Origin of the sequence: Pseudomonas sp. 65/3-MNA-CIBAN-0223 (genome assembly GCF_040310425.1) — a bacterium.
GTDB lineage: Bacteria > Pseudomonadota > Gammaproteobacteria > Pseudomonadales > Pseudomonadaceae > Aquipseudomonas > Aquipseudomonas gregormendelii.
In genome coordinates this window covers 72396-92248 of the sequence record NZ_JBEOPV010000022.1, presented here as the reverse complement: position 1 = coordinate 92248, position 19853 = coordinate 72396, and the positions used below count along the sequence as shown (strand labels likewise).

The window sequence follows — 19853 nt, the reverse complement described above, 5'->3', positions numbered from 1 at the left end:
TTTCGACCGACGCATGTTTTTTTGAACCTCAAGTAACGAGGGCATGAAAAATCGGTGGGTACTTCAGACCTTCCCTAACGGCATGTGGTTAAGCGATTTGACGCCTATATTTTTTGTGACTCGTGAGCGCTCCATTAACCGATGATTCAAAGTCGCCATTTGAACTCGATGCTGTGCTCCTCATTCCATTCCGTAGCCAGCGCCTTATGCTTCGTCCCGACGCACTGTCGAAAAGTCTATCTCTAATCCAGGCCCGTCGATTTCCGAAAATCCATCCAAGGCCTCGCAGCGCTACTCGAACAGAGATAAACGACGCAGTGCTCAATCCGGAGCATTTCAAGCGCTCCATAAACCCCTACGAGGATCAAGATGGGGCGGCGCGTTGGACTAGGCAAGCCCGGAGAGCAGCTCCACGGCAATAGCGCTTTATAATCTTCAACGAGCTTGTGAGTGGAAACAATTGTAACGCGTGTCGCAGCCCCGCATAGGGCTCTTGACCGTAGGCTTTGGCTGTTTCGACTAGGCTGCAAAGCTGAGCGCGGGCCGCCGCTTCTTTAGGTGTGTCGCTGGACAACCAGTTCCTTTCTCCAATCACAAAAAGCCTGTTCGCTTTCGGCGGTATTGTTGTCAATCGGCGAATAGCTTTTCTCGACATATCTTTCAAGTTTTTCAGTTACTCGCCAGATAGCCGATGGCCTTACCCAAGGTTTTTTGAGGCGTGAGGCATGGCTGCGTATTTTCCATTCGGCTTTTTAACTGAGCAAGGATCGGTACGCGTTATTCATAGCGACCGATTCTAGGTTCAGCATCGTCGCTGGCCTGGAAGTCACATTCGATTCCATAAAGCTTTTTGATCAGATTGAGCGTAATGTCGCCGTGCCGTGCCGTGCCGTGCCGTGCCGTGTCTTGACTATGGGCAGACTTTGTTTGCTTCCAAGAACTTACGGCGTACATCGGCATAGCGTTACTAAACGCCCGCCCTGATCGTGCGCTCGGCATCTTATAACCGGCGTAATCGTCAGTCATGTCGTAGCCATGGTAACCATCAAGCAAGGGCGTTGAGACGTTTTGCGCTCGGCTTTTGGAGTAGTCGTAACGAATTTGGCGGTCACCGGTTTTCAACCACATCCATGACTGGCCGCTGGTTTCCAGGTGGAAACAATACTAGACGTCTTTTGACGTGTGACTCTTTACACTTACGGTAAGCGAGTTAAATCTTCCTTAAGAAAGTTAATTGCACTAATTGATTCGGAGATCTTTTCAATTCCTAGCAGAGATAGGTGGCCGGTGTCCCATATATATGGATTCAATCCAGAATTCAATTTGCAATTGCCTTCCAAGCAAAATATCGAGTATTTATCAAAAAAAATAACATCTTTAATGTTTGACAGTATTTTGTTTATTTCAATCGCCTTGTCGTTGGTTGAGGACAGTTCATAATTGTCTTTTACCTTTGATTCTGCGATTGCAAGTTCGGTAACTGATTTGTCGAGTCTCGGTCCCGCACTGACTACAAAGATAGGGATGTTGCCATATATTTTTTTGTTAATATCTTCTATGAGTGTCCTTAATCCTATATCGTTTTCGTATAGCGAGGCGAATATTATACCTTTTAGGTTCTTGTTTCCCACTATGTAGTCATTTCGGATGTCGTTTAGGATGCTAAAACATTTTCCATAAGTGGCAGGTACGCAAGAGCTCTGGTGTATCATAGCGAAGTTAATGTTGGGGTAGGATAATCTCAGCGCGTGGAAAAAGTCTCTACCATGACTATCGCCTATTACTAAGTAGCTACTTTCCCCAAGCTTAGTATTGAGGTAGTTCAATACTGTTGATTTTGTTTGCGTTTGCCCATCAAGGGTGACTAAAAATGTCTTCGCAAATGATTCGCCATTGTTGCTAAATGAGTTCATCAGGTTTTTTCTGTAATATGATTCTGCCGAATATCTATTGGATTCCAAGGTTTGAATATTATCTATATTATTATATCTGTTGAAGAAGCCATTGTTCTGAAATACAACAATACCCGTTGCGCTTACTATAAGTGCTACGTATGCAGGTTTGTATTTTAAAATGCTAACCAAGTTAATGGGGTGATTGTAGAACTTAATTTTTTCGATATATTTGTTGCTAAAAAATCCGAGCAGTACTGATAAGGCTAAGCCCATATAGATATAAATGCTAGCCAAAGAAAAATAGTAAATGGCAACAACGAGGGGCCAATGCCATAGATAAATTGAGTAAGACCAAGTACCTATTTTTTGAAATACAGCGTTACTCGTAAAAAAGCTATCACTACGTCGAGCTTGGATTATAAGGAATGATCCAAAAACTGGCAGTAACGCCAGATAGCCTGGCCAAGGGCTCTCGCTACGGATGAGTGAATAAGAAGAAGCAATAAACGCTAATCCCAGCCATTCTAGGTATTTCTTCCTTTCCTCCTTGATCGCTAAAGGGTACAGGTATGCAACACCGCCAATCATCATCTCCCACGCTCTGGTAGGCAGCAGGTAGTATGCGGCTTTAGGCCATTTGATAGTAGCTATTACGCAAAAAATAAACCCTGCAATTGTGCCAAATAGAATAATTTTTTTCATCGCGTTTATAGACATAAACTTCCGCATTGCGACAAGTGCTAACGGATAGATAATATAGAATTGCCATTCAGCGGATAGCGACCAAGTATGCAAAAGCCATTTGCTATGAGAGGCTGCATCAAAATATCCAGACTCTTTTAAATAAATTAAATTAGATACAAACCCCATGCTGCTAAAAACATGCTTGCCCAGTGCTCTATAATCTACTGGCGTGAGATAAAACCATCCAAAAATCAATAAGCTGATGCAGACGAATGCTAGCGGGGGAATAATTCTGTTTCCGCGATCTACATAAAACCTAAGAATTGAAAAACTTTTAAGCTCTATCCCTTTAAATATTATTCCGGTCATTAAGAATCCGGAAATAACAAAAAATACATCAACCCCAGCAAAGCCGCCGGGCATCCAGTCTGCATTAAAATGAAATAAAACAACTGCAATTACGGCTATGGCTCTTAGCCCATTTATATCTTTTCTAAACGTCATCATGGGGTTCTCAATGAGTTCACGAAGCTATAGCACTGTAGATTTACAAAAGCGCAGACCAAGGCTCCGGCGGGTCGCGCCGACATCGCGCTAAACTAGGTTAATAAGCCATATGGAATCGAATCAGCTTCAAGGCCCGCAACGACGCTGAAGGTGAGATCAGTTGCACGTCTCAGAACGCCTTAGCGAAGGATTTGGCATATCTGACGATTAGCTGAAGCTATGTCGAGGAAGGGCATTACCGAGCAACAACTATGTCGCCGCGCGTAGGCCCCTGACTTTTTTGATCGAAAGAAGGAACTGGTTGTTTACCTACACACCTAAAGCAGTGATGGCCAATGCTCCAGTTATAGAGTCCCAACGACCAAGTCCCCGATGCATAGCTGTGTTACGTATGAGCACGGGTTCCACTGAAGAACTTGGTTAAGAATTTAGATGCGCTGTTGCCTTGGACTGCCCTCCGGTGTCGCCAAGCTGAACGTACAATCCATCTTGATGCAGGTGGGCGTTATGGAGCGCTTACTTAACAAGGTATGGACTTCTATGAAAATCGGGAGCAGAGCAACATCAATCAGTTTGGGATGTGTAATTCATGCAATGAAACTGACTATCAAATAATGAATTCCTATAACTCTTAAGTCCAGATTGTACTGAGCAGCTATTTAAAAAGCTGATTCAGCTTATTTTTTATCAACAAGCCCGCAAATACGCAGTTTGTTTTGAGATAGCGCTTCCACATACGCTTTGGCTCCTGTATCACGCGATACAACCATTCCAATCCCCCCTGCTGCATCCACTTAGGGGCACGTTTGACCTTACCGGCAACCACATCGAATGTACCCCCGACCCCCATTACGAAGTCAACACCCAGTTGGTCCCGCCAGCGATTGATAAAATTCTCTTTCTTGGGGGAGGTTATCGCTACAAATAGCAGTCGAGCCCCAGAGGCGCGAATAGTTTCAACCATAGCCGCTTCGTCATCCCAGAAATATCCATGGTGATAACCCGCAATTTGCAATCCAGGATTTTGTGCTTGAACTTTTTGCACAGCTGATGCAAGCACATCCTCATACGCACCGAGGAGAAAAATAGGAAAACTGTTGTTGGTACTCATGGCCAAAAGTTCGTGGAATAAATCTACACCCGCCACACGTTCAGGTACAGAATAGCCCAAAAAGCGAGCTCCCAGAACAACTCCCATGCCGTCGATGTTGATAATGTCACAAGAATGCACTGAATCTCTAAGCTGGGGGTCATTACGCATATGCACCAGCTTTGCGACATTAACTACTACGTGCTGAGTGAATCGGCGATCGGCAACGGCGCTCCGTATTGTCTCCACGGTCTCGCTCATGCTGGCCACATCCATTGGGCAGCCCAAGACTTCAATCCTTTGCATTACTTACCTCTGCACGATAACGGTTGTAGAAAGCCAGCGAGTAATACGCCCAGGCTTGGGTCCAACGCGTGTAATTTATGCGATTTGTTAGCCAGCGTGTCTGCTGATAAACAAATTGGCCTTTTTCTGGTAGATACATCAGGTCAAGTGCGCGCTGCACAACCTTGTCGCAAAGCTGCATATCTTTGGCGGTGCCACCTACCTTGAGCAGCGTAAACACTGCTTGGGCGAAACTGTGCATGTCTATAGGAAAAACGCCATTGTTGTAATACTGGGCAGTGCCATCGTCGGTAAAAAAGGTATTCACATAATATGCATAACCTCTCCGAATACTTTCATCGAATTCGGTAGTGGCCGTTGCGTCCCGTAACAAGCACAGAGCTTCGAGGTTGTAGCCGGTGTGAAAACCATCGATGAACTGATGATGGTGACGAGCGCCATAAACCCATGATCCATCAGCCGCTTGCTCGGTTACGGATTGCCGCGCGACCCGAAATGCTTGATCTATAAGATTGTCCTCAGCGAGCTGTTTTCCGGCAAACGCGCACCAAGCAGCACCCCATAAACTAGCGTTGTGTACAAAGGCCTGTTCGCCGGGAATGTAGGCATAAAAACTGCGGCCACTGGCTTCGGTATAGAGCTCTTTAGAGATGAAGCGTGCTGCATCCAATGCAATATCAATGAAACGATGATCTGCTGTAACCGTTCCTAATTCGTATAGAGCTCGAGCCACATAGCATGTTGTAATGATATTTGGCTTACCCGCCGGAACGTAAAAAGCACGTGCCTGCCAATCGAAATGATATCCCCAGCAACTATGCTGCCACTGTGCGGAATTACTGCGCTGAGTAAGCAGCCAATCGGCTAGTTCACTCGCCTGTTGCAGATATTCCGCGGAACCGGAGCGGTAATAGTCCTGTAACAGGCCAGAGATGAACAAGCCCACACCTTTCGGATTGCGCTGTTTCGGCACCCGCATTAATGGGCGCAAATTGATCGGCGAACGCTTACCAAGCTGCAACCACGCGAGGCGCACCCATTCACTGCGGTAAAGGGGAGTTGCCTTTAGCAACGTGCTATTTAACGAGTCGAAAGGGTCATAACCTGCGAATTGATCCTTCCGGATAGAGTCGAGAAGTTTCGAGTTCAAAGCAATCAAGTCGGCCATTTATACTAAAGGAACATTTCTGTCCCTGATCCATGTTAAAAAACGGTCAAAATGGTGGTGTCCACTGCCAAGCACACTCCAAGTGCCAGCGACTCCACTGCCATCAATGTTGCTAGGCTTGTAGTCATGAGGCTATTGTACTCGACGCAAGGTGTACCGGTTTTAAGACCTTGCAACCAGGCGATAATCATTTGCTTCTGCCCCTTATCCTGGACACCTAACTTGTGCTTCTTGACACCACTATCACCACTGAACAGCGTGATCTCTTTAAAATCGTCAATTTGTGCACTGCGGCCACCGCCGAAAACCTCGACATACTCCTTAGCCATCGCTTTGGACCCGTCTGCGGTATAGGTAATGTTTGCAACGCTGCCATTGTCAAAAGTCAATGACAGGCAGAGATTATCGTTCAGCAGTGCAGATTTTTCAGCTTTGCTTGTGCCAACCGCGTAAATAGTTTTGACGTTACTTTCAACAAGTGCGCAAGCCAGATCGATGAAATGGCAACCCTCACCAATCATTCGTCCACCCCCTATCTGCGGGTCTTGGATCCAATGGTTACTAAGAATTTGGCCTGCGTTGATTCGAATATTTACAACCCGCGGGCTTTTCACTCCGGCAAAGTGCTCGACAACCCGTCGGGTGGCAGGTGCGAACCGTCGATTGAATCCGACCATCAATTGGCATTTGCCCGTCTTGGTATAAGCCGAATGGATTTCAGTGAGCTCCTCTACAGAAAGGGCTAGTGGTTTTTCTACATATACATGCTTGCCGGCTCTCAGTGCGTCGTGTACTGCCGTGCCATGAGTGTCATGACGAGTAGTGACAACGATAGCATCTGTGTCACCTTGTAATAGCTCCTGATAGCTACCAGCGCAGAAGTTGAAGCCAAATTGTTTGGCCACGCCTTGAGCGGATCGTCCACTTGCTGTGACCAATCCGCCAAGCACTACCTGATTGCTAGATTGTAGTAGTGGTAAAAGACTCGCCGTGGCGTAGTTACCAGCGCCATAGAATGACAGTTTGATTTTGTCTCGGCTGACAATTTCGGATTTTACACTGATTCGGGATGATTCGTTCTGATTAAGTACCGTAGAATTATACTGCAGCAGTATTCCCAAGTAAGGCTCAGTTTTATTCCCCTCGATCAACCGGTAAGCCAAGGCTGCTTCATCTACGGAAAAGCGATGAGTGATGAGCCCCTTGATGTCAATACGGCCTTGAGAAACAAGCGTAAGGAAGGTTTCCATATTACGTCGTTCGGTAAAACGCACGTAACCATACGGATAATCGTTACCGCTTTCCTCGTAGAATGGATCGTATCGCCCAGGGCCATAAGAGCGAGAGATCACGACGCTGATTTCCTTCCTGAAATAATCTTCGCGCGGAATATCCATACGCACTGCGCCGACAACTATCACGCGACCTTTTTCACGAGTAACTGCGCCGCACATTTCAATGACTGCATTACTAGAGGTTCCTGCACATACCAATACGCCATCCACGCCATGTCCTGCGGTTAGCGCATGACAAATACTCGTTACATCGTTACCCGGAGTTACAGCCACTGCACCATAAGCTTCAGCTCGGGCCATTAGTGCTGGGTCAAGGTCGGTGCCAATCACGCTGCAACCATTTGCCTTCAGCAACTGAACAGCTATTTGGCCAAGTAGGCCTAAGCCCACTACCAAAAAAGTTTCTCCCAGAAGTGGCTCCGCTAAACGAACACCTTGCAAGGCGATAGAACCAACAGTTGTGAATGCTGCTTCCTCGTCTGAAACATTGTCTGGAATTTTTACGATGAGGTTCTTGGGGATAGCTACGAATTCGGCATGGTTAGCGTAATCTGCACCGCCGCAAGCCACTCTATCTCCTGGTTGAACTCCCTCGACTAAACCGCCGGCTGCCACCACAGTGCCAGCACAACTATAACCAAGCGGCGAAGGAGAATCCAATCTTGAGTTGACGGTTTGTAGAGTTTTTCTGAGACCTTCAGTACGGATTTTTCCAATTACTTGTTTTACTAAATCAGGCCGGGCTTTTGCCTTCTGAAGTAGGCTCTTTTTTCCCATATCAATTTTGGTTTTTTCGGTGCCAGCACTTATCACTGAAGTCGTATTGCGCACCAACACGAACTTATCTGAGAGGGTCGGAACAGGAACTTCATTAATTTCGACAACCCCTGTGCGTAGAGTTTGGGTAACTTGTTTCATCGGTTGCCTGCATAAAGATTTTGATAGAAGTTTTCTATTTTTTGCAGTGATTCTGTACTAGCATTAATTTCATCAGCGGCTCTAAGTGCTTTTTTAATTACCTTGGCAAGGGAGGTCGCGGATCTGTTTTCGAACAGATAAGTGCCCTCTGGCCTTTTTATACAGTCGGAGGCAATGCATGGCTTGTTCAGAAAAAGCGACTCTCTTACAGAAATTGCGTCGCCATCTGTATTGGTTGCTCTTATAGATAAGTCGGAGAGCTTCAATAGATTGTAATAATCGATTGCCCCTATTTGTAGATAAATAGTATTTCCTAATTGGCGGTCGCTAATGAATTTTTTGTATTGTTCAATTTTTTCGCGATTGAAAGAAGGGTCTGAAATCGAAAAAATCAATACCGCCTTGTCCGAAAGTATCGAAGAGGAAAATGCTTCAATGCACAGGTCAAGACCATATAGTTCTTGACCATGGTATTCCATGATTCTGTATGCATTGGATGAAACTATTTTTTTACCCTGTAATCTCGCAGTCTCGATAAAATATTCAATTTCGACAGGCAGTTCATATCCTGCATCAAGCGGTGGTATAAACGCAGGAAAATATTGAATAATTTTAGCGGGGATTTGCAAGCGTTCACTAATCTCCCTGTTTACAAGTATAATATGTGTGCTAAGAGTGGATAGTAACTTCGTCCAGACAAAACTTGAAAATTCTCCATGTCTCCAAGAGTGGATGGTAACTACAATCGGTTTCTTCATTATGAATGCAAATAGTAGGTGGCAAAGTCTTAGAATACCAACAGACGAATGTATGTGTACAATGTCTGCGCTGTAAATTAACTTTATATATTTAATAATATTTAAACTTCTAATGTTGAATGTATCAGGTTTTATGGTTGCCGATTCATCACAAATACTAGTTTTGATACCTAGATTGTTCGCAAGTTGTGCTAATCGTTGAATGTGAATTGAGATTCCACCAATCGGCGCGGGGTAGGGGCCGCAAATGAGTACGTTTAACATGTTGATAGCAACCAGAGTGTTTTACATTAGTGAGTAATGAAAATATTATTTGAGGATCAGTCCAAGATTCAATCGTGTGTTGGAAGTTTTGATTCTTATTGAATATGATGCGCTTGGCTATCTAAGTGCGATTGGAGTGCCTGGTTTCTAATGCGTAAATGTAAAGCAGGGAGAACAGGATTGTGGATTGGTGGAACACGACTCCATTAACCAAGAAAAGAATGAAAAAGCAGATCGCTGCTGCTGGTCTGATATTTTTTGGTAACGATGAGAAAAATTTATAGTAGGCAAAACAAATCAAGATAAAACCCAGTAGCCCATAAGAGACTATCAAGTTGAAAAAGTCGTTATGTGCAGAAAGATTAAACTCTTTGGGGTCTAGCCATATTGGTCCTTTTCCTACGATCCAGTCTAATACAGTAAATTTTTCCAACAAGTATTTACCATAGTATAAATAAATCTCCGATCGGCCGCTACTGAAGTTATCTATGCTTCCACTACTGCCGGTAGTTCTATTTTTGAAGATGACCCGTTCTAGTAGGAGGTCGATGTCGGTAAAAATAACAAATACTGTCACAACCAAGAAAGCGAGCATGACTATTTTTATGAGATGACTTTTCTTTAGTATTTTATTTTTATGGAATGTTAAAAAAGAAAAAATGAACGAGGCGATAGTCGATCTTACGTTCAATGTTCCCAGTAGCATAAAACCGGCAACTGTAAAAGGAATGCTTTCAAAGAACAGTAAAGAAATCTTCAAATTTGTTTGAGCAAATACGTGGTTGGGCTGGTTCGCATAATAATCAAAAAAGCTCTGTCCTAAACCGTTGGTACGATAGTCTAAATAAGAAAATGTCAATATTAATATCAATGCAGGAGCTGCTATGTACTTTTTAAAAATTTTCCCACTTTCCGCTAGAACCGAAGCTCTGCCACTGCATGAAAGTAAGAAAATAATTGGGGTTAGCACTTGTAACGAAAAGCTGATGTGGTCAACGAATCCTACATTGCTATTTAATAATGATAGGAGCACTGTGCTCATCAGCAATAGTATTAACGTTAGGTTGGACCTTCCAATAGTGGCCTTAGAAGTCAGTATTAAATACAATGACAGTGATAAAATGAATATTGTGTAGAATACGATTAGTATTTGAGGCTTTTGTCTGGAAAATATAATATCAATTAGCACTCGACTTGTTAGCAGCAAGACGATCGCTTTTGCAATTAAATTTTGTTTCATCTTCTGCCTTCTGCTTTCTGGTTGCGGTTGGTAGCTATTGTAGTTTGCTGCTAGCAGTGCCTAGTTCCATTTCGTACATTTTTTACATCGAATTAAATTAGTTAGTGTATATTCGTAAAAATTGTTCTGAAATTTGTTTTTCGTCAAATTGTGAAATGTCAGGTTTAAGGAATTCAGAAAAATCGCCAGTGAGATACTGGTTGAATTCTTCGAATGTTTTTTGGTCTTGGGATATGTTTATGAAGGGTCTGGAGCTCAACGTGTAGTCTATAATTTTGCTCGGCATCTGGCTTGCGGATTTATTGGAAAAATTAATCAAAAAATCCATTTCGCTCAAGGTTTTAATACATTGCTGTCTTGGGATCTGACTATGCAGTATCAAACGATTTTTTAGCTTTTCTCTATATTCATTAAGAATTTCTATCGTTTCTGTGTTTTGGAAGTCAGTGTATATGTGGAACTGGAATTCCTTTTCAATATTTGTTAGATAGTCAAAAAAAGACTTTGGGTTTCTTATTTTTTTATATAGGTTTCCTGCAAAGCAAAAATTTGGTACCGAGTGCTTCTTATAGTGCGAGGTGAAATCTTGGTTTATGTTGTAGCCTTGGGGGATAACTACAATTTTCTCAAGGGGGCATACGTTCTTGTAGGCCGCAATAGCATTTTCTGTAGGTATGGCTATCATGTCAAACACGTGGAGCGTCCATCGTTCCAGCGATTTTGCGTAGAAAGGTTTTAATGTAGAGGGATTGCTGCTGAAAGGATCTCCATAATCAGCAACAAGTTTTTTCGTTTGTAATTTTCCGGTCTTCACCGCTAAGGCAGTCATCAGATGAGTAGAGAAGGGAAGACCGATTGAGATTGTTAAATCAATATCTTTACGATTAATTTTTTTCCATAATCCGAGTGCGCGGAAAAAATTTCTCCCGTCTGGTAAAGATAAACTCAGAACCTTTGAGATAAGACTTCGAATTTTGTTTGTTGAAGTCGTTTCGGTAATCATTTTGTTGCTAGATGCATAAATGGAGGCTGGATTTTCGTTGTTAGCTGATATAAATTCTACGTCATGACCGTCTCTCACGAACGTATCAAATAAGGACTTCGCTCGAAACGCACGCGGCTTATTTTGGTTTATTGTGTAATTTGATACGATAAGTATTTTCATAAAAATAATATTATTTTTTCCTGGCTGTGCTTGCCTATTTGTTGGAAATGCTTAGTGGCCAAATCAATCGTCTTTGTGAGTGCTGTTATGAGCGCAAGAATGTAAAATATTCATGCCAATACGAATCTGCTAAGCCGAGTTGGCGGATTTGATGTGAAATGAATTGGAAATTCCGGGCGTTTTAAGTTTGTTATCTATGTTTCAAATAGATGGGTTGTTTTTCATGTGTGGACGGATACCCAATTTATCACAAGAACTCATTCACAATCATTAGCTAGTGAAGTAGCCGCCTGCTGTAGCGCCTTAGTTAGGCGCTAATTAGCTATTCCCTAGGCGGTTGATGAATATTAGCCTTATCCAAAAGTTTTTTATTTAAAACCATAGGTCTCGGCTCATATTAGCGCGGTTTCAGTTATAATTTGGCTTCGTTCTTTTTATTCCATATTCCGCGGGTATCAACGATTTTCTGTTTTGATTCTGTTTGGTGTTCTAATTTTTTGAATTGCTCGTGGTCGACTAAAAGAACCAGAACGTCAGTTTCAGCAAGCCCTTCTTCGAGGGTTTTCAGCTGAAGTTTTCCGCTTAGATTTTCTGGAAGCTGAGTGATGTTCGGTTCTATCGCAAGTACACGACCAGGGTGAGACTGCGCTATTTGAAGCGTAATTGCGAGCGCCGGGCTTTCTCTTAAGTCATCGATATCTGGCTTGAAAGACAAACCAAAGCAAGAAATTGTTACTTCTTGTGTTGTTTTATCCGGGTTAGCTCGTAAAAACTCTTCTACCGCAAGCTGGACTTTTTCGATCACCCATTTGGGTTTGCTGTCGTTCACTTCACGAGCAGTTCGGATTAATCGCGCCTGTTCTGGTGTTTTGCTAACAATAAACCAAGGATCAACGGCAATGCAGTGTCCGCCAACACCGGGGCCTGGTTGAAGGATGCTGACCCGAGGATGACGATTCGCTAGGCGTATCAATTCCCATACATCGATGTCAAGTTTGTCACAAATCATCGATAGCTCGTTTGCAAATGCAATGTTCACGTCGCGAAAGCTATTTTCCGTGAGTTTGCACATTTCAGCAGTGCGTGCATTGGTTACAATACATTCACCTTGTACAAACACTTTGTAAAGGCTAATAGCTAGCTGCGAACATTTCGGAGTCATTCCGCCAATAACACGATCGTTCTGCACCAGTTCTCGCAGCACATGACCAGGCAATACACGCTCGGGACAGTGTGCGATACGTATATCGGACGCTTCACCATGGGTTTGAGGGAAACTAAGGTCAGGGCGGGCTTCGGAAAGCCATTCCGCCATTTGTTCGGTCGCCCCAACGGGGGACGTCGATTCAAGAATTACCAAATCGCCTTTTTTTAACACAGGCGCAATACTTTTGCTAGCAGCTTCTATATAGCTTAGATCAGGTTCATTTTCGCCTTTAAACGGCGTGGGCACTGCAATTAGAAATGCATCTGCCGACTCTGGTTTAGTTGTGGCGCGCAGGTAGCCTTCGGTCACGGCTGCATGCACAATCATATCTAGATCAGGTTCGACAATATGAATCTGTCCACGATTGATGATATCAACCGCATTTTGATTAACGTCAACGCCGATCACATTTTTTTTACGTGAGGCGAAGACGGCCGCTGTAGGCAGTCCAATATAGCCAAGACCAATGACAGAGATAGTTGAGAAAGGCATGAAGCATCCTTAATTAATTCTTTTGAATTCGTAGTTAAATGATTTACCGTCGGGCGAGGCTAAGGTTTACTTGTTTGATGCGTTATAGCCGAGAAGCGCCGCGAGAATGCGCTGGCAGGCGTTGCCGTCACCGTATGGGTTATGGGCAACACTCATTGTGCGGTATGCAATAGGATCGGACAGCAAACGATTCAACTCGCGAACGATGTTGGCGGTTTCGGTACCGACCAACTTCACTGTCCCAGCGGCCACTGCCTCCGGCCGTTCTGTCGTATCACGCATTACCAGTACCGGTTTGCCCAGCGACGGTGCTTCCTCCTGAATGCCGCCTGAGTCGGTCAAGATTATGTGCGAGCGGCTCATCATATAGACGAAAGGGAGGTAGTCCAGGGGCTCAATCAAGTGGACATTGTCGATTCCAGTCAGCAGACGATTGACAGGCTCTCGGACATTAGGATTGAGGTGTACGGGGTAGACGATATCAACCTCTGGATGCTGCTGGGCAACCTCCATCAGCGCCTGACAAATTCGCTCAAATCCGTCACCGAAGCTTTCGCGACGATGGCCGGTAACGAGGATCAATTTCCGTTCCGGGTTAAGAAACGCGCTTGGAGCTGATGCTGACTCGCTGAGTACTTGCTCCTTATCGAGGCGCGCGATAACCCCAAGTAGTGCATCGATCACGGTGTTGCCTGTTACGATGATGTTTTCAGGTTTTACGCCTTCACGCAGCAGGTTGGCTTGCGACGTCTCGGTTGGTGCGAAGTGCAGATTGGCCAGCGCGCCGGTTAGCTTGCGGTTGCCTTCTTCTGGCCAAGGCGAGTATAGGTTGCCGGTGCGCAGACCAGCTTCCACGTGCGCGACCGGGATTTGATGGTAGTAGGCCGCAAGACTCGCCGCGAAGGTGGTCGCGGTGTCGCCGTGCACTAAAACGACATCCGGTTTGAATTTCGCAAATACGTCTTTCAAGCCTTGCATTATTGCCGTGCTGACGTCTGTAAGGTCTTGGCCGTGTTTCATGATGTTAAGATCGAAATCTGGCTGAACAGCAAACAGATCTAGCACCTGGTCTAGCATCTCGCGGTGTTGGCCCGTTACGCAGACCTTTGCATCAAAGCGCTCGTCAGACGCAAGTGCAAGAACCAGTGGAGCCATCTTTATAGCTTCGGGGCGGGTACCAAAGACGCAGAGGGTTTTCATTAGATACAGGCCATTATATTAGTGTTTGTTAGTGTCGAGGATTTCACTGGATAGGTTTAGTAAGGGACCGTGACACGTTTCAGTAAATATTCTTCGATAGCAAAGTGAAAGGCGTCTTGATCAATATCTTGATGTCCAACCACAGCGACCAATTATTGATATATGCAAGATCCAGCTCTACACGCTTCTCCATCTTGTCGATAGTTTCCGTCTCGCCTCGGTAACCGCTGATCTGTGCCAGGCCAGTAATCCCAGGCTTGATTCGATGTCGAGACATATAGGCATCGATTTTCCCTGTGTAGTAATCGTTGTGTGCCACGGCGTGAGGGCGAGGCCCGACCAGCGACATGTGACCTTGCAGGGCATTGAAGAGCTGCGGCAATTCATCAATGGAGGTGCGGCGTATAAATCGGCCGACGCGAGTGATGCGCGGGTCATCACGGCTGGCTTGTCTTACTTCTAGGTCGTCGTGCATGCGCATGGAGCGAAACTTCCAGACCTTGATGATCTTACCATTCCAGCCATGGCGTTTTTGCTTGAATAGCACGGGGCCGGGCGATGACATTTTTACGGCTAGGGCGGTGGCGAGTAAGACAGGGCTGAGCATGATAATGGCTAAAAATGCAACGGTTCGATCCAGAAAGGCTTTGGATAGTGCGGCTGTCGGGTAAGAAGTTAGCGGGCTTTCATTGAGGTGAATTGCAGGGAGCCCCTCGATTTCCGATACCGAGTGGTTGAGTAGAATCAGGCTTCGTAGGTCCGGAATCCAGATCACGTCGACACTGGAGTCAAGCAGATCGATATAGAGTTCTTCGATCTTTTCGGCTTCGGTGAGTGGCAATGCGATGTAAAGACGACGAATGCGATGGGTCGCGATCAGATCACGTAGGTGGGCGAGGCTGCCCAAGACGGAATAGGCGCTATTGCTTGGTAGGGGCAGGTCGTCCGCAGCTACTAAACCTATTAACGGTTCTTTTTTTTGCTGGGCTAGTTTGTCGGCAAGATCGAGTGCGAGCTCACCAGTGCCGACAATCAGCGAAGTGCGAGCCGCCTGAAGTTTCTGTTGGTAGCGCCTGGCAAGATTATGAAGCGGAACATACAGGCATGCTTGCAACGTGAAGCCGGACAGGGCAAGGGTGATGATCACTTCTCGTGAGAACAGCTCGCTAGTCTTAGTGATGAACGCCATACCCATCAGGCCTGATAGCAGCACCAACCAACCCGCGAGCAGGCGGCCAATCCCCGCGAGGTAACCATGTTGCTTATGATAAACCTGCATCATGGAATATGCCGGTACTGAACCGAGCAATATGAAAACGGCAAGCATGCGGTATTGGGTACCGACTTCCCCTGTTTTCATCACCGCCAGTGCACATAGCAGTAGGATGAGTACAGAGATTGCGGCCATCCACTGGGCCCAGAACGTAAGGCTTCGGCCTGCTGGCATAGTAGTGCTGCGCTTGCGAATCAAGATAAGGTCCTTCGCGTTGGATGGACATAGCCTTTCAGGCTGTGCTCGCTATATGGAGGAGCAGCCTCCGTACAGCGGGAGTTTCTATCTGGTTCTGTGCCACAAAACGGTTGTTGTCGTGGCGCTTCCCATATTCGTGGCACGGGAGCATTTCGCCGTGGCCCACATCAAGCTTTTGAGTACGCTACCGCCCCAGGATTTACCGTTGGTTTCCTGAGAACGTGCGACGTATGAGCCATATGCGCGAGCGCTGGCATTTTCGGGGGGAGTATCAATCAGGCAGGCCGAGTCTTGGCTCGGTTAATCGCAAGCAGAGAAGATGAGTCTTTCCTTGACTGCCGCACCACGCGAGTTGTGTGCGAAGGCATCCTGCCGAAATGAGAGGTTTCCTCAGCCGACGCGGCATTTTACTGATTTGTAGGGAAAAGTGAAGATAAATACAATTTTTGGGGAAGATCCTACAGACAAAACTCAGGATTCGTCTTTGACTGGGTGGCAGTTTGCAGTTTGCAGTTTGCAGTTTGCAGTTTGCAGTTTGCAGTTTGCAGTTTGCAGTTTGTTGTCTAATACCACTCACGGTGCAGAGCTAGAAGGGGAATGAGGAAGTAAAGGAGATGATTCGCGGTTGGTTACGCAAGTTTCGGGGGGGGGGGGGCATAGGATCTCAGCCCTCGGCAGCTCCTACAGCGCTGGGGGCAGTAGATTATTTTTGTTTTAGAGGGGGAGGGCGCTGGATGTCAGGTTTTTTCTATAGTGTTTATCGGGACGCTTAGGGTGTGTTCGCGGTGCAGAAGTTGTAGGAGGATCACTATGCGTTCGGCGCCGTCGTGGGAGAGGAAGATGGCTTCCAGTTCTTTGTAGGTGCCGTTATTGATACGCACTCGATCGCCGGGTTCGAGGGTCGTTGATTCTTGTAATGCTCCGTTGATTTGGTTTTGGAGTCGTTGTTGGAGTTGCAAAATGAGTTCATCTGCTACGGCGATTGGCTGTTTGCCGAACGTCACCAGTTGGTTCACTCCGCGGGTTGAACGAATAGGGTGCCAATTGTCGTTAATTCGGTCGAGTTGGATGAACAGGTAGCCTGGGAATAAAGACTCCACTGAAGTGATGCGTCGGCCGCGCAGTAAACGTTCAACTTGTTGTGTTGGGCGGTAGCACTTGAAGGCTTGTCGCGTGAGGTTTTCCTCGGCGCGTGCATCTTGTCGTGGCCTGCACTGAATCAGGTACCAGCGGGGTGGCGGGTGCTGAGGGGGCATGTGTTAGGCTCTCGTGCGTAAATCAGGGCAGCGGCGCTGCCCTGATATTCCTGTGCTACTTGTCTGATGCGTACTCGTATTGGTAGTAGCTGTAGTTGCCATAGCCATAGGCTGAGGCTTTGCGTTCCACGGCGTTGAAAATCGCGCCTTTTATAACAATGCCGTTCTGCTCGAAGCGGCGTTTGGTCACCAGGATCTCCTTGGTGGCGTTTACACCGAAACGGGTCACGATTAGGCTGGTGCCGGCTTGGCGGCCTACCAGGGCGGCATCGGTGACCGCGAGGATCGGCGGGGTGTCAATGATGACCAAGTCGTACTGGCTGCTAACGTTTTCCAGAAACTGGGTGAAGTTGCTGTGCATCAACAATTCCGATGGGTTCGGTGGGATCTGCCCGCGGGTGATGATGTGCAGGTTGTCCACCTCGGTAGCGTGAGTCGCGGTTTTCAGGTCTATCTTTCCGGCCAGTAGGTCAGACAAGCCGTTGCTTACGTCTTTGCGGAACAATTTGTTCAGGTAACCCTTGCGCATGTCTGCGTCGACCAACAGAACCTTCTGTCCGGTTTGAGCTATAATTGCTGCCAAGTTGCACGAGACGAAAGATTTACCAACTGCCGGACTTGGGCCGGAGATCATCAGAATGTTGTTCTTTGCCTCTAGCGTAGCGAAGTGCAGGCTTGTACGCAGGCTACGCAACGATTCTACGGCAAGATCCGCAGGGTTGCTTACCGATAACAGTAATGATCCAGTACTGGTGCGACCGTTACCTTTTATATTGTTCTCGAGCAAAGTTTGTCCTTTGCTTAGCGGAATCGAGGCATAAACCGGAATGCCTAGTTGTTCAATGGCATCCGGATCTTCGATGCCGCGGTTTAACGCTTTGCGAATCAGTACGTAAGCCATGGCTAACAAACCGCCGAGCAGCGTGGCGATTAGAACTATCAGCGGTTTTTTCGGTTTGACTGGGCTGTCTATATTCGCCTCCGCAGAGTCGATGATACGGACGTTACCCACTGTACCCGCGCGGACGATGTCCAGCTCTTGGGTTTTGTTCAGCAGTTGAGTGTAAATCTCGGTGGTGACTTGCATGTCACGGGCCAAGCGCAGCAGTTCCTGCTGAGTTTCTGGTAGGTTTTTGACCTTTTTTTCCAGGGTGCGTTTCTGTTGATCAAGTTGACCCATCTGGGTCATTAATGCCTGGTACGCCGGGTGCTCACGGGTGAAGCGGTGTTCCATTTCAGCTTGCTTGAGCTTCAACTCAGAAATCATCGTTTCCAAGGCAACGATCGAATCGAGCACGGCTTTGGTTTCAATGGTGATATCCACCGAGCGGGCGCTGGTCTGGTATGTGTTAAGCTGGCCTTCGGCTTTTTCCAGTTGCTTACGCACGTCCGGTAGTTGTGTTCGCAGGAACTCGAGGCTTTGCGCGGCCTCGGCGGAGTTGCGCTGGACGTTCTGCAACACATAGAGGCGGGTGATTTCATCCAGCACTTTTTTTGCCAGTATGGGACTTTCGTTTTCCAGTGACAGCGCTATGATGCCGGAATCTTTGCCTCGTTCCATAGCCGACACATCGTCCTGGTACTTCAAGATGATATTGAGGCGACGCTGTTTGGCGACACTGAATAGTGTGCCGGCATTGGCATTAAGGGTGGCGACTTGCAGCCTGAAGCCATTTTGTTCGAGCTTTTCACCAGCCTGCCCATGCAAGAGGACTTCTCCGTTGTCATCGAGAAGGGTAAAAGCGCCATTACCTTCCGCGCGTAGTGTCAGCGTTTTACCAAAGTAAGCATTCGGGACTTCAAGTTGAAAGATGTCGAGTTTCTCCCCACCCCATGTATAGCTGTTCAAACCCAGCAATGGAGAGGCCAGCTCGTTTGGGCTCGCAGGCTTAAAACGGCGGCTCAGGAATTTGCCGACTAGCGGGAAATAGTTCGGCTGGATGATAATGTCGAGTTTGAGGCTCTCTACCGCCTTGCCCAGCACTGCCCGGGATTTGAGCAGCTCTATTTCGGTCACCGCTGAGGAGGAGCTGCCGAACATTTCGCCCATTTCACCCATGCCGCCTAGCGCAGACATGCCGCCTTTCTTCTCCTCAACCTGGACGAGTGCGTTCGCCTGATAGACCGGCGTTGACAGTAGGGCGACAGCAACACCCGCCGCGCAAAACAACGCGGTGATGCCCATAATGATCCACTTGCTATCGAGCAAAGTGCCGAATATCGCGAGCAGATCGATGCTGTCATCGTCGTCGCTGTGATCCTGAATAGGTAGGCTGTTTTGGCTTGGCATGCGGGGTACTTTTACAAGAGGTGATTATAATTTTTGCGACCAGCTGTCGACGCCTTGCGTCATCAACTGGTAGACGTGTTCGAATGCGACTTTCTGCTGGCGGTACGGGTCGGGAATTTCCTGGTTGTTCTGCCACTTGCCTAGCAGGAACGTCTTTCCGCGTACTTCCGGGGCCATTCGCGCGATGCTGTCCACGTGGCGCTGTTCCATGGTCAGTATTACATCGGCCTGTTGCAGCATTTCTCGAGTCAATTGCCGACCTTTATGGTCTGGCAGGTCGCCGCCGTGCTCGCGCAGGACTTCCAGCGCGGTGGCGTCCATGGGTTTGTCCACGAGGGCGCCGAGGCCGGCTGAGCTTACGTCGATGCCGCGATGGGCCAGCTTGCTTTTAAGCAGGGCTTCTACGGTGGGGCTGCGGCAGATGTTGCCGATGCATACAACCAGGATTTTATTGAACATAGGGCTGCGCAGGTTACGGAAACGAGTGTGGTGACCGCACGGGCAGCAGGAGGAGGGGGATGGAATTCCTTTCCAGCGCAACAGTACGGCCTTCTCCGGTGCACTAATGCTGCCGGGGCCATTTTAAAAGCGTGCACTCTAGTGGCGTAGGGGGGGAGGGTCAAGGCTCTGTAGGAACTTTCTGTCAT

Annotated in this window: 14 protein-coding genes and 1 pseudogene; all 15 read right to left on the bottom strand. The window is 46.9% G+C overall.

Annotated elements, in window-relative coordinates:
- Window positions 1-389 precede the first annotated feature (389 nt).
- Window positions 390-668, bottom strand: a pseudogene (locus AAEZ09_RS29565) (transposase domain-containing protein); the annotation flags it as partial.
- A gap of 109 nt (window positions 669-777) precedes the next feature.
- A complete protein-coding gene (locus AAEZ09_RS23075) occupies window positions 778-1122 on the bottom strand; it encodes an IS66 family transposase (protein ID WP_350600894.1) in 345 nt (114 codons plus the stop codon).
- A gap of 74 nt (window positions 1123-1196) precedes the next feature.
- Window positions 1197-3086 carry an acyltransferase family protein gene (locus tag AAEZ09_RS23070; RefSeq protein ID WP_350600893.1) on the bottom strand — a complete coding sequence of 630 codons (1890 nt, stop codon included), beginning with the start codon at window positions 3084-3086 and terminating at the stop codon, window positions 1197-1199.
- A 655-nt stretch (window positions 3087-3741) separates the two neighbouring features.
- The gene (locus AAEZ09_RS23065; protein ID WP_350600892.1) at window positions 3742-4437 is read right to left on the bottom strand and encodes a WecB/TagA/CpsF family glycosyltransferase; all 696 of its coding nucleotides are present in this window, start codon (window positions 4435-4437) and stop codon (window positions 3742-3744) included.
- A 31-nt stretch (window positions 4438-4468) separates the two neighbouring features.
- Window positions 4469-5650 (bottom strand): hypothetical protein, encoded by a 1182-nt coding sequence (locus tag AAEZ09_RS23060; protein WP_350600891.1) that lies wholly within the window; start codon window positions 5648-5650, stop codon window positions 4469-4471.
- 35 nt (window positions 5651-5685) lie between these two features.
- On the bottom strand, window positions 5686-7863 hold the full coding sequence (locus AAEZ09_RS23055) for a bi-domain-containing oxidoreductase (RefSeq protein ID WP_350600889.1): 2178 nt from the start codon (window positions 7861-7863) through the stop codon (window positions 5686-5688).
- Complete coding sequence (locus AAEZ09_RS23050; protein ID WP_350600888.1) at window positions 7860-8885, bottom strand: glycosyltransferase family protein; 1026 nt, start codon at window positions 8883-8885, stop codon at window positions 7860-7862. The genes AAEZ09_RS23055 and AAEZ09_RS23050 overlap by 4 nt, the downstream gene beginning before the upstream one ends.
- Window positions 8886-9006: 121 nt before the next feature.
- Window positions 9007-10125: a hypothetical protein gene (locus tag AAEZ09_RS23045; RefSeq protein WP_350600886.1), complete on the bottom strand. Its 1119-nt coding sequence runs from the start codon at window positions 10123-10125 to the stop codon at window positions 9007-9009.
- A gap of 97 nt (window positions 10126-10222) precedes the next feature.
- Window positions 10223-11206, bottom strand: coding sequence for a glycosyltransferase family protein (locus AAEZ09_RS23040; protein WP_350600885.1), 984 nt, complete (start codon window positions 11204-11206; stop codon window positions 10223-10225).
- A 496-nt stretch (window positions 11207-11702) separates the two neighbouring features.
- Window positions 11703-12989 carry a UDP-N-acetyl-D-mannosamine dehydrogenase gene (gene wecC, locus AAEZ09_RS23035; protein WP_350600883.1) on the bottom strand — a complete coding sequence of 429 codons (1287 nt, stop codon included), beginning with the start codon at window positions 12987-12989 and terminating at the stop codon, window positions 11703-11705.
- A 66-nt stretch (window positions 12990-13055) separates the two neighbouring features.
- Window positions 13056-14189, bottom strand: coding sequence for a non-hydrolyzing UDP-N-acetylglucosamine 2-epimerase (gene wecB / locus AAEZ09_RS23030; protein WP_350600882.1), 1134 nt, complete (start codon window positions 14187-14189; stop codon window positions 13056-13058).
- Between the two features lie 79 nt (window positions 14190-14268).
- Entirely contained in the window at window positions 14269-15660 is a 1392-nt protein-coding gene (locus AAEZ09_RS23025; protein WP_502947590.1) for an undecaprenyl-phosphate glucose phosphotransferase, read from the bottom strand.
- A gap of 737 nt (window positions 15661-16397) precedes the next feature.
- Window positions 16398-16916, bottom strand: a complete 519-nt coding sequence (gene rfaH / locus AAEZ09_RS23020; RefSeq protein WP_350600881.1) for a transcription/translation regulatory transformer protein RfaH — start codon at window positions 16914-16916, stop codon at window positions 16398-16400.
- A 55-nt stretch (window positions 16917-16971) separates the two neighbouring features.
- A complete protein-coding gene (locus tag AAEZ09_RS23015) occupies window positions 16972-19206 on the bottom strand; it encodes a polysaccharide biosynthesis tyrosine autokinase (RefSeq protein WP_350600880.1) in 2235 nt (744 codons plus the stop codon).
- 24 nt (window positions 19207-19230) lie between these two features.
- Window positions 19231-19665, bottom strand: coding sequence for a low molecular weight protein-tyrosine-phosphatase (locus AAEZ09_RS23010; protein WP_350600879.1), 435 nt, complete (start codon window positions 19663-19665; stop codon window positions 19231-19233).
- Window positions 19666-19853: the final 188 nt, after the last annotated feature.

Excerpts from the sequence above, each read along its gene's own strand:
- wecB (WP_350600882.1), bottom strand. The coding sequence starts at position 14,189 with ATGAAAACCCTCTGCGTCTTTGGTACCCGCCCCGAAGCTATAAAGATG.
- AAEZ09_RS23055 (WP_350600889.1), bottom strand. The coding sequence starts at position 7,863 with ATGAAACAAGTTACCCAAACTCTACGCACAGGGGTTGTCGAAATTAAT.
- wecC (WP_350600883.1), bottom strand. The coding sequence starts at position 12,989 with ATGCCTTTCTCAACTATCTCTGTCATTGGTCTTGGCTATATTGGACTG.
- AAEZ09_RS23050 (WP_350600888.1), bottom strand. The coding sequence starts at position 8,885 with ATGTTAAACGTACTCATTTGCGGCCCCTACCCCGCGCCGATTGGTGGA.
- AAEZ09_RS23070 (WP_350600893.1), bottom strand. The coding sequence starts at position 3,086 with ATGATGACGTTTAGAAAAGATATAAATGGGCTAAGAGCCATAGCCGTA.
- AAEZ09_RS23065 (WP_350600892.1), bottom strand. The coding sequence starts at position 4,437 with ATGAGCGAGACCGTGGAGACAATACGGAGCGCCGTTGCCGATCGCCGA.
- AAEZ09_RS23045 (WP_350600886.1), bottom strand. The coding sequence starts at position 10,125 with ATGAAACAAAATTTAATTGCAAAAGCGATCGTCTTGCTGCTAACAAGT.
- AAEZ09_RS23015 (WP_350600880.1), bottom strand. The coding sequence starts at position 19,206 with ATGCCAAGCCAAAACAGCCTACCTATTCAGGATCACAGCGACGACGAT.
- rfaH (WP_350600881.1), bottom strand. The coding sequence starts at position 16,916 with ATGCCCCCTCAGCACCCGCCACCCCGCTGGTACCTGATTCAGTGCAGG.
- AAEZ09_RS23060 (WP_350600891.1), bottom strand. The coding sequence starts at position 5,650 with ATGGCCGACTTGATTGCTTTGAACTCGAAACTTCTCGACTCTATCCGG.
- AAEZ09_RS23010 (WP_350600879.1), bottom strand. The coding sequence starts at position 19,665 with ATGTTCAATAAAATCCTGGTTGTATGCATCGGCAACATCTGCCGCAGC.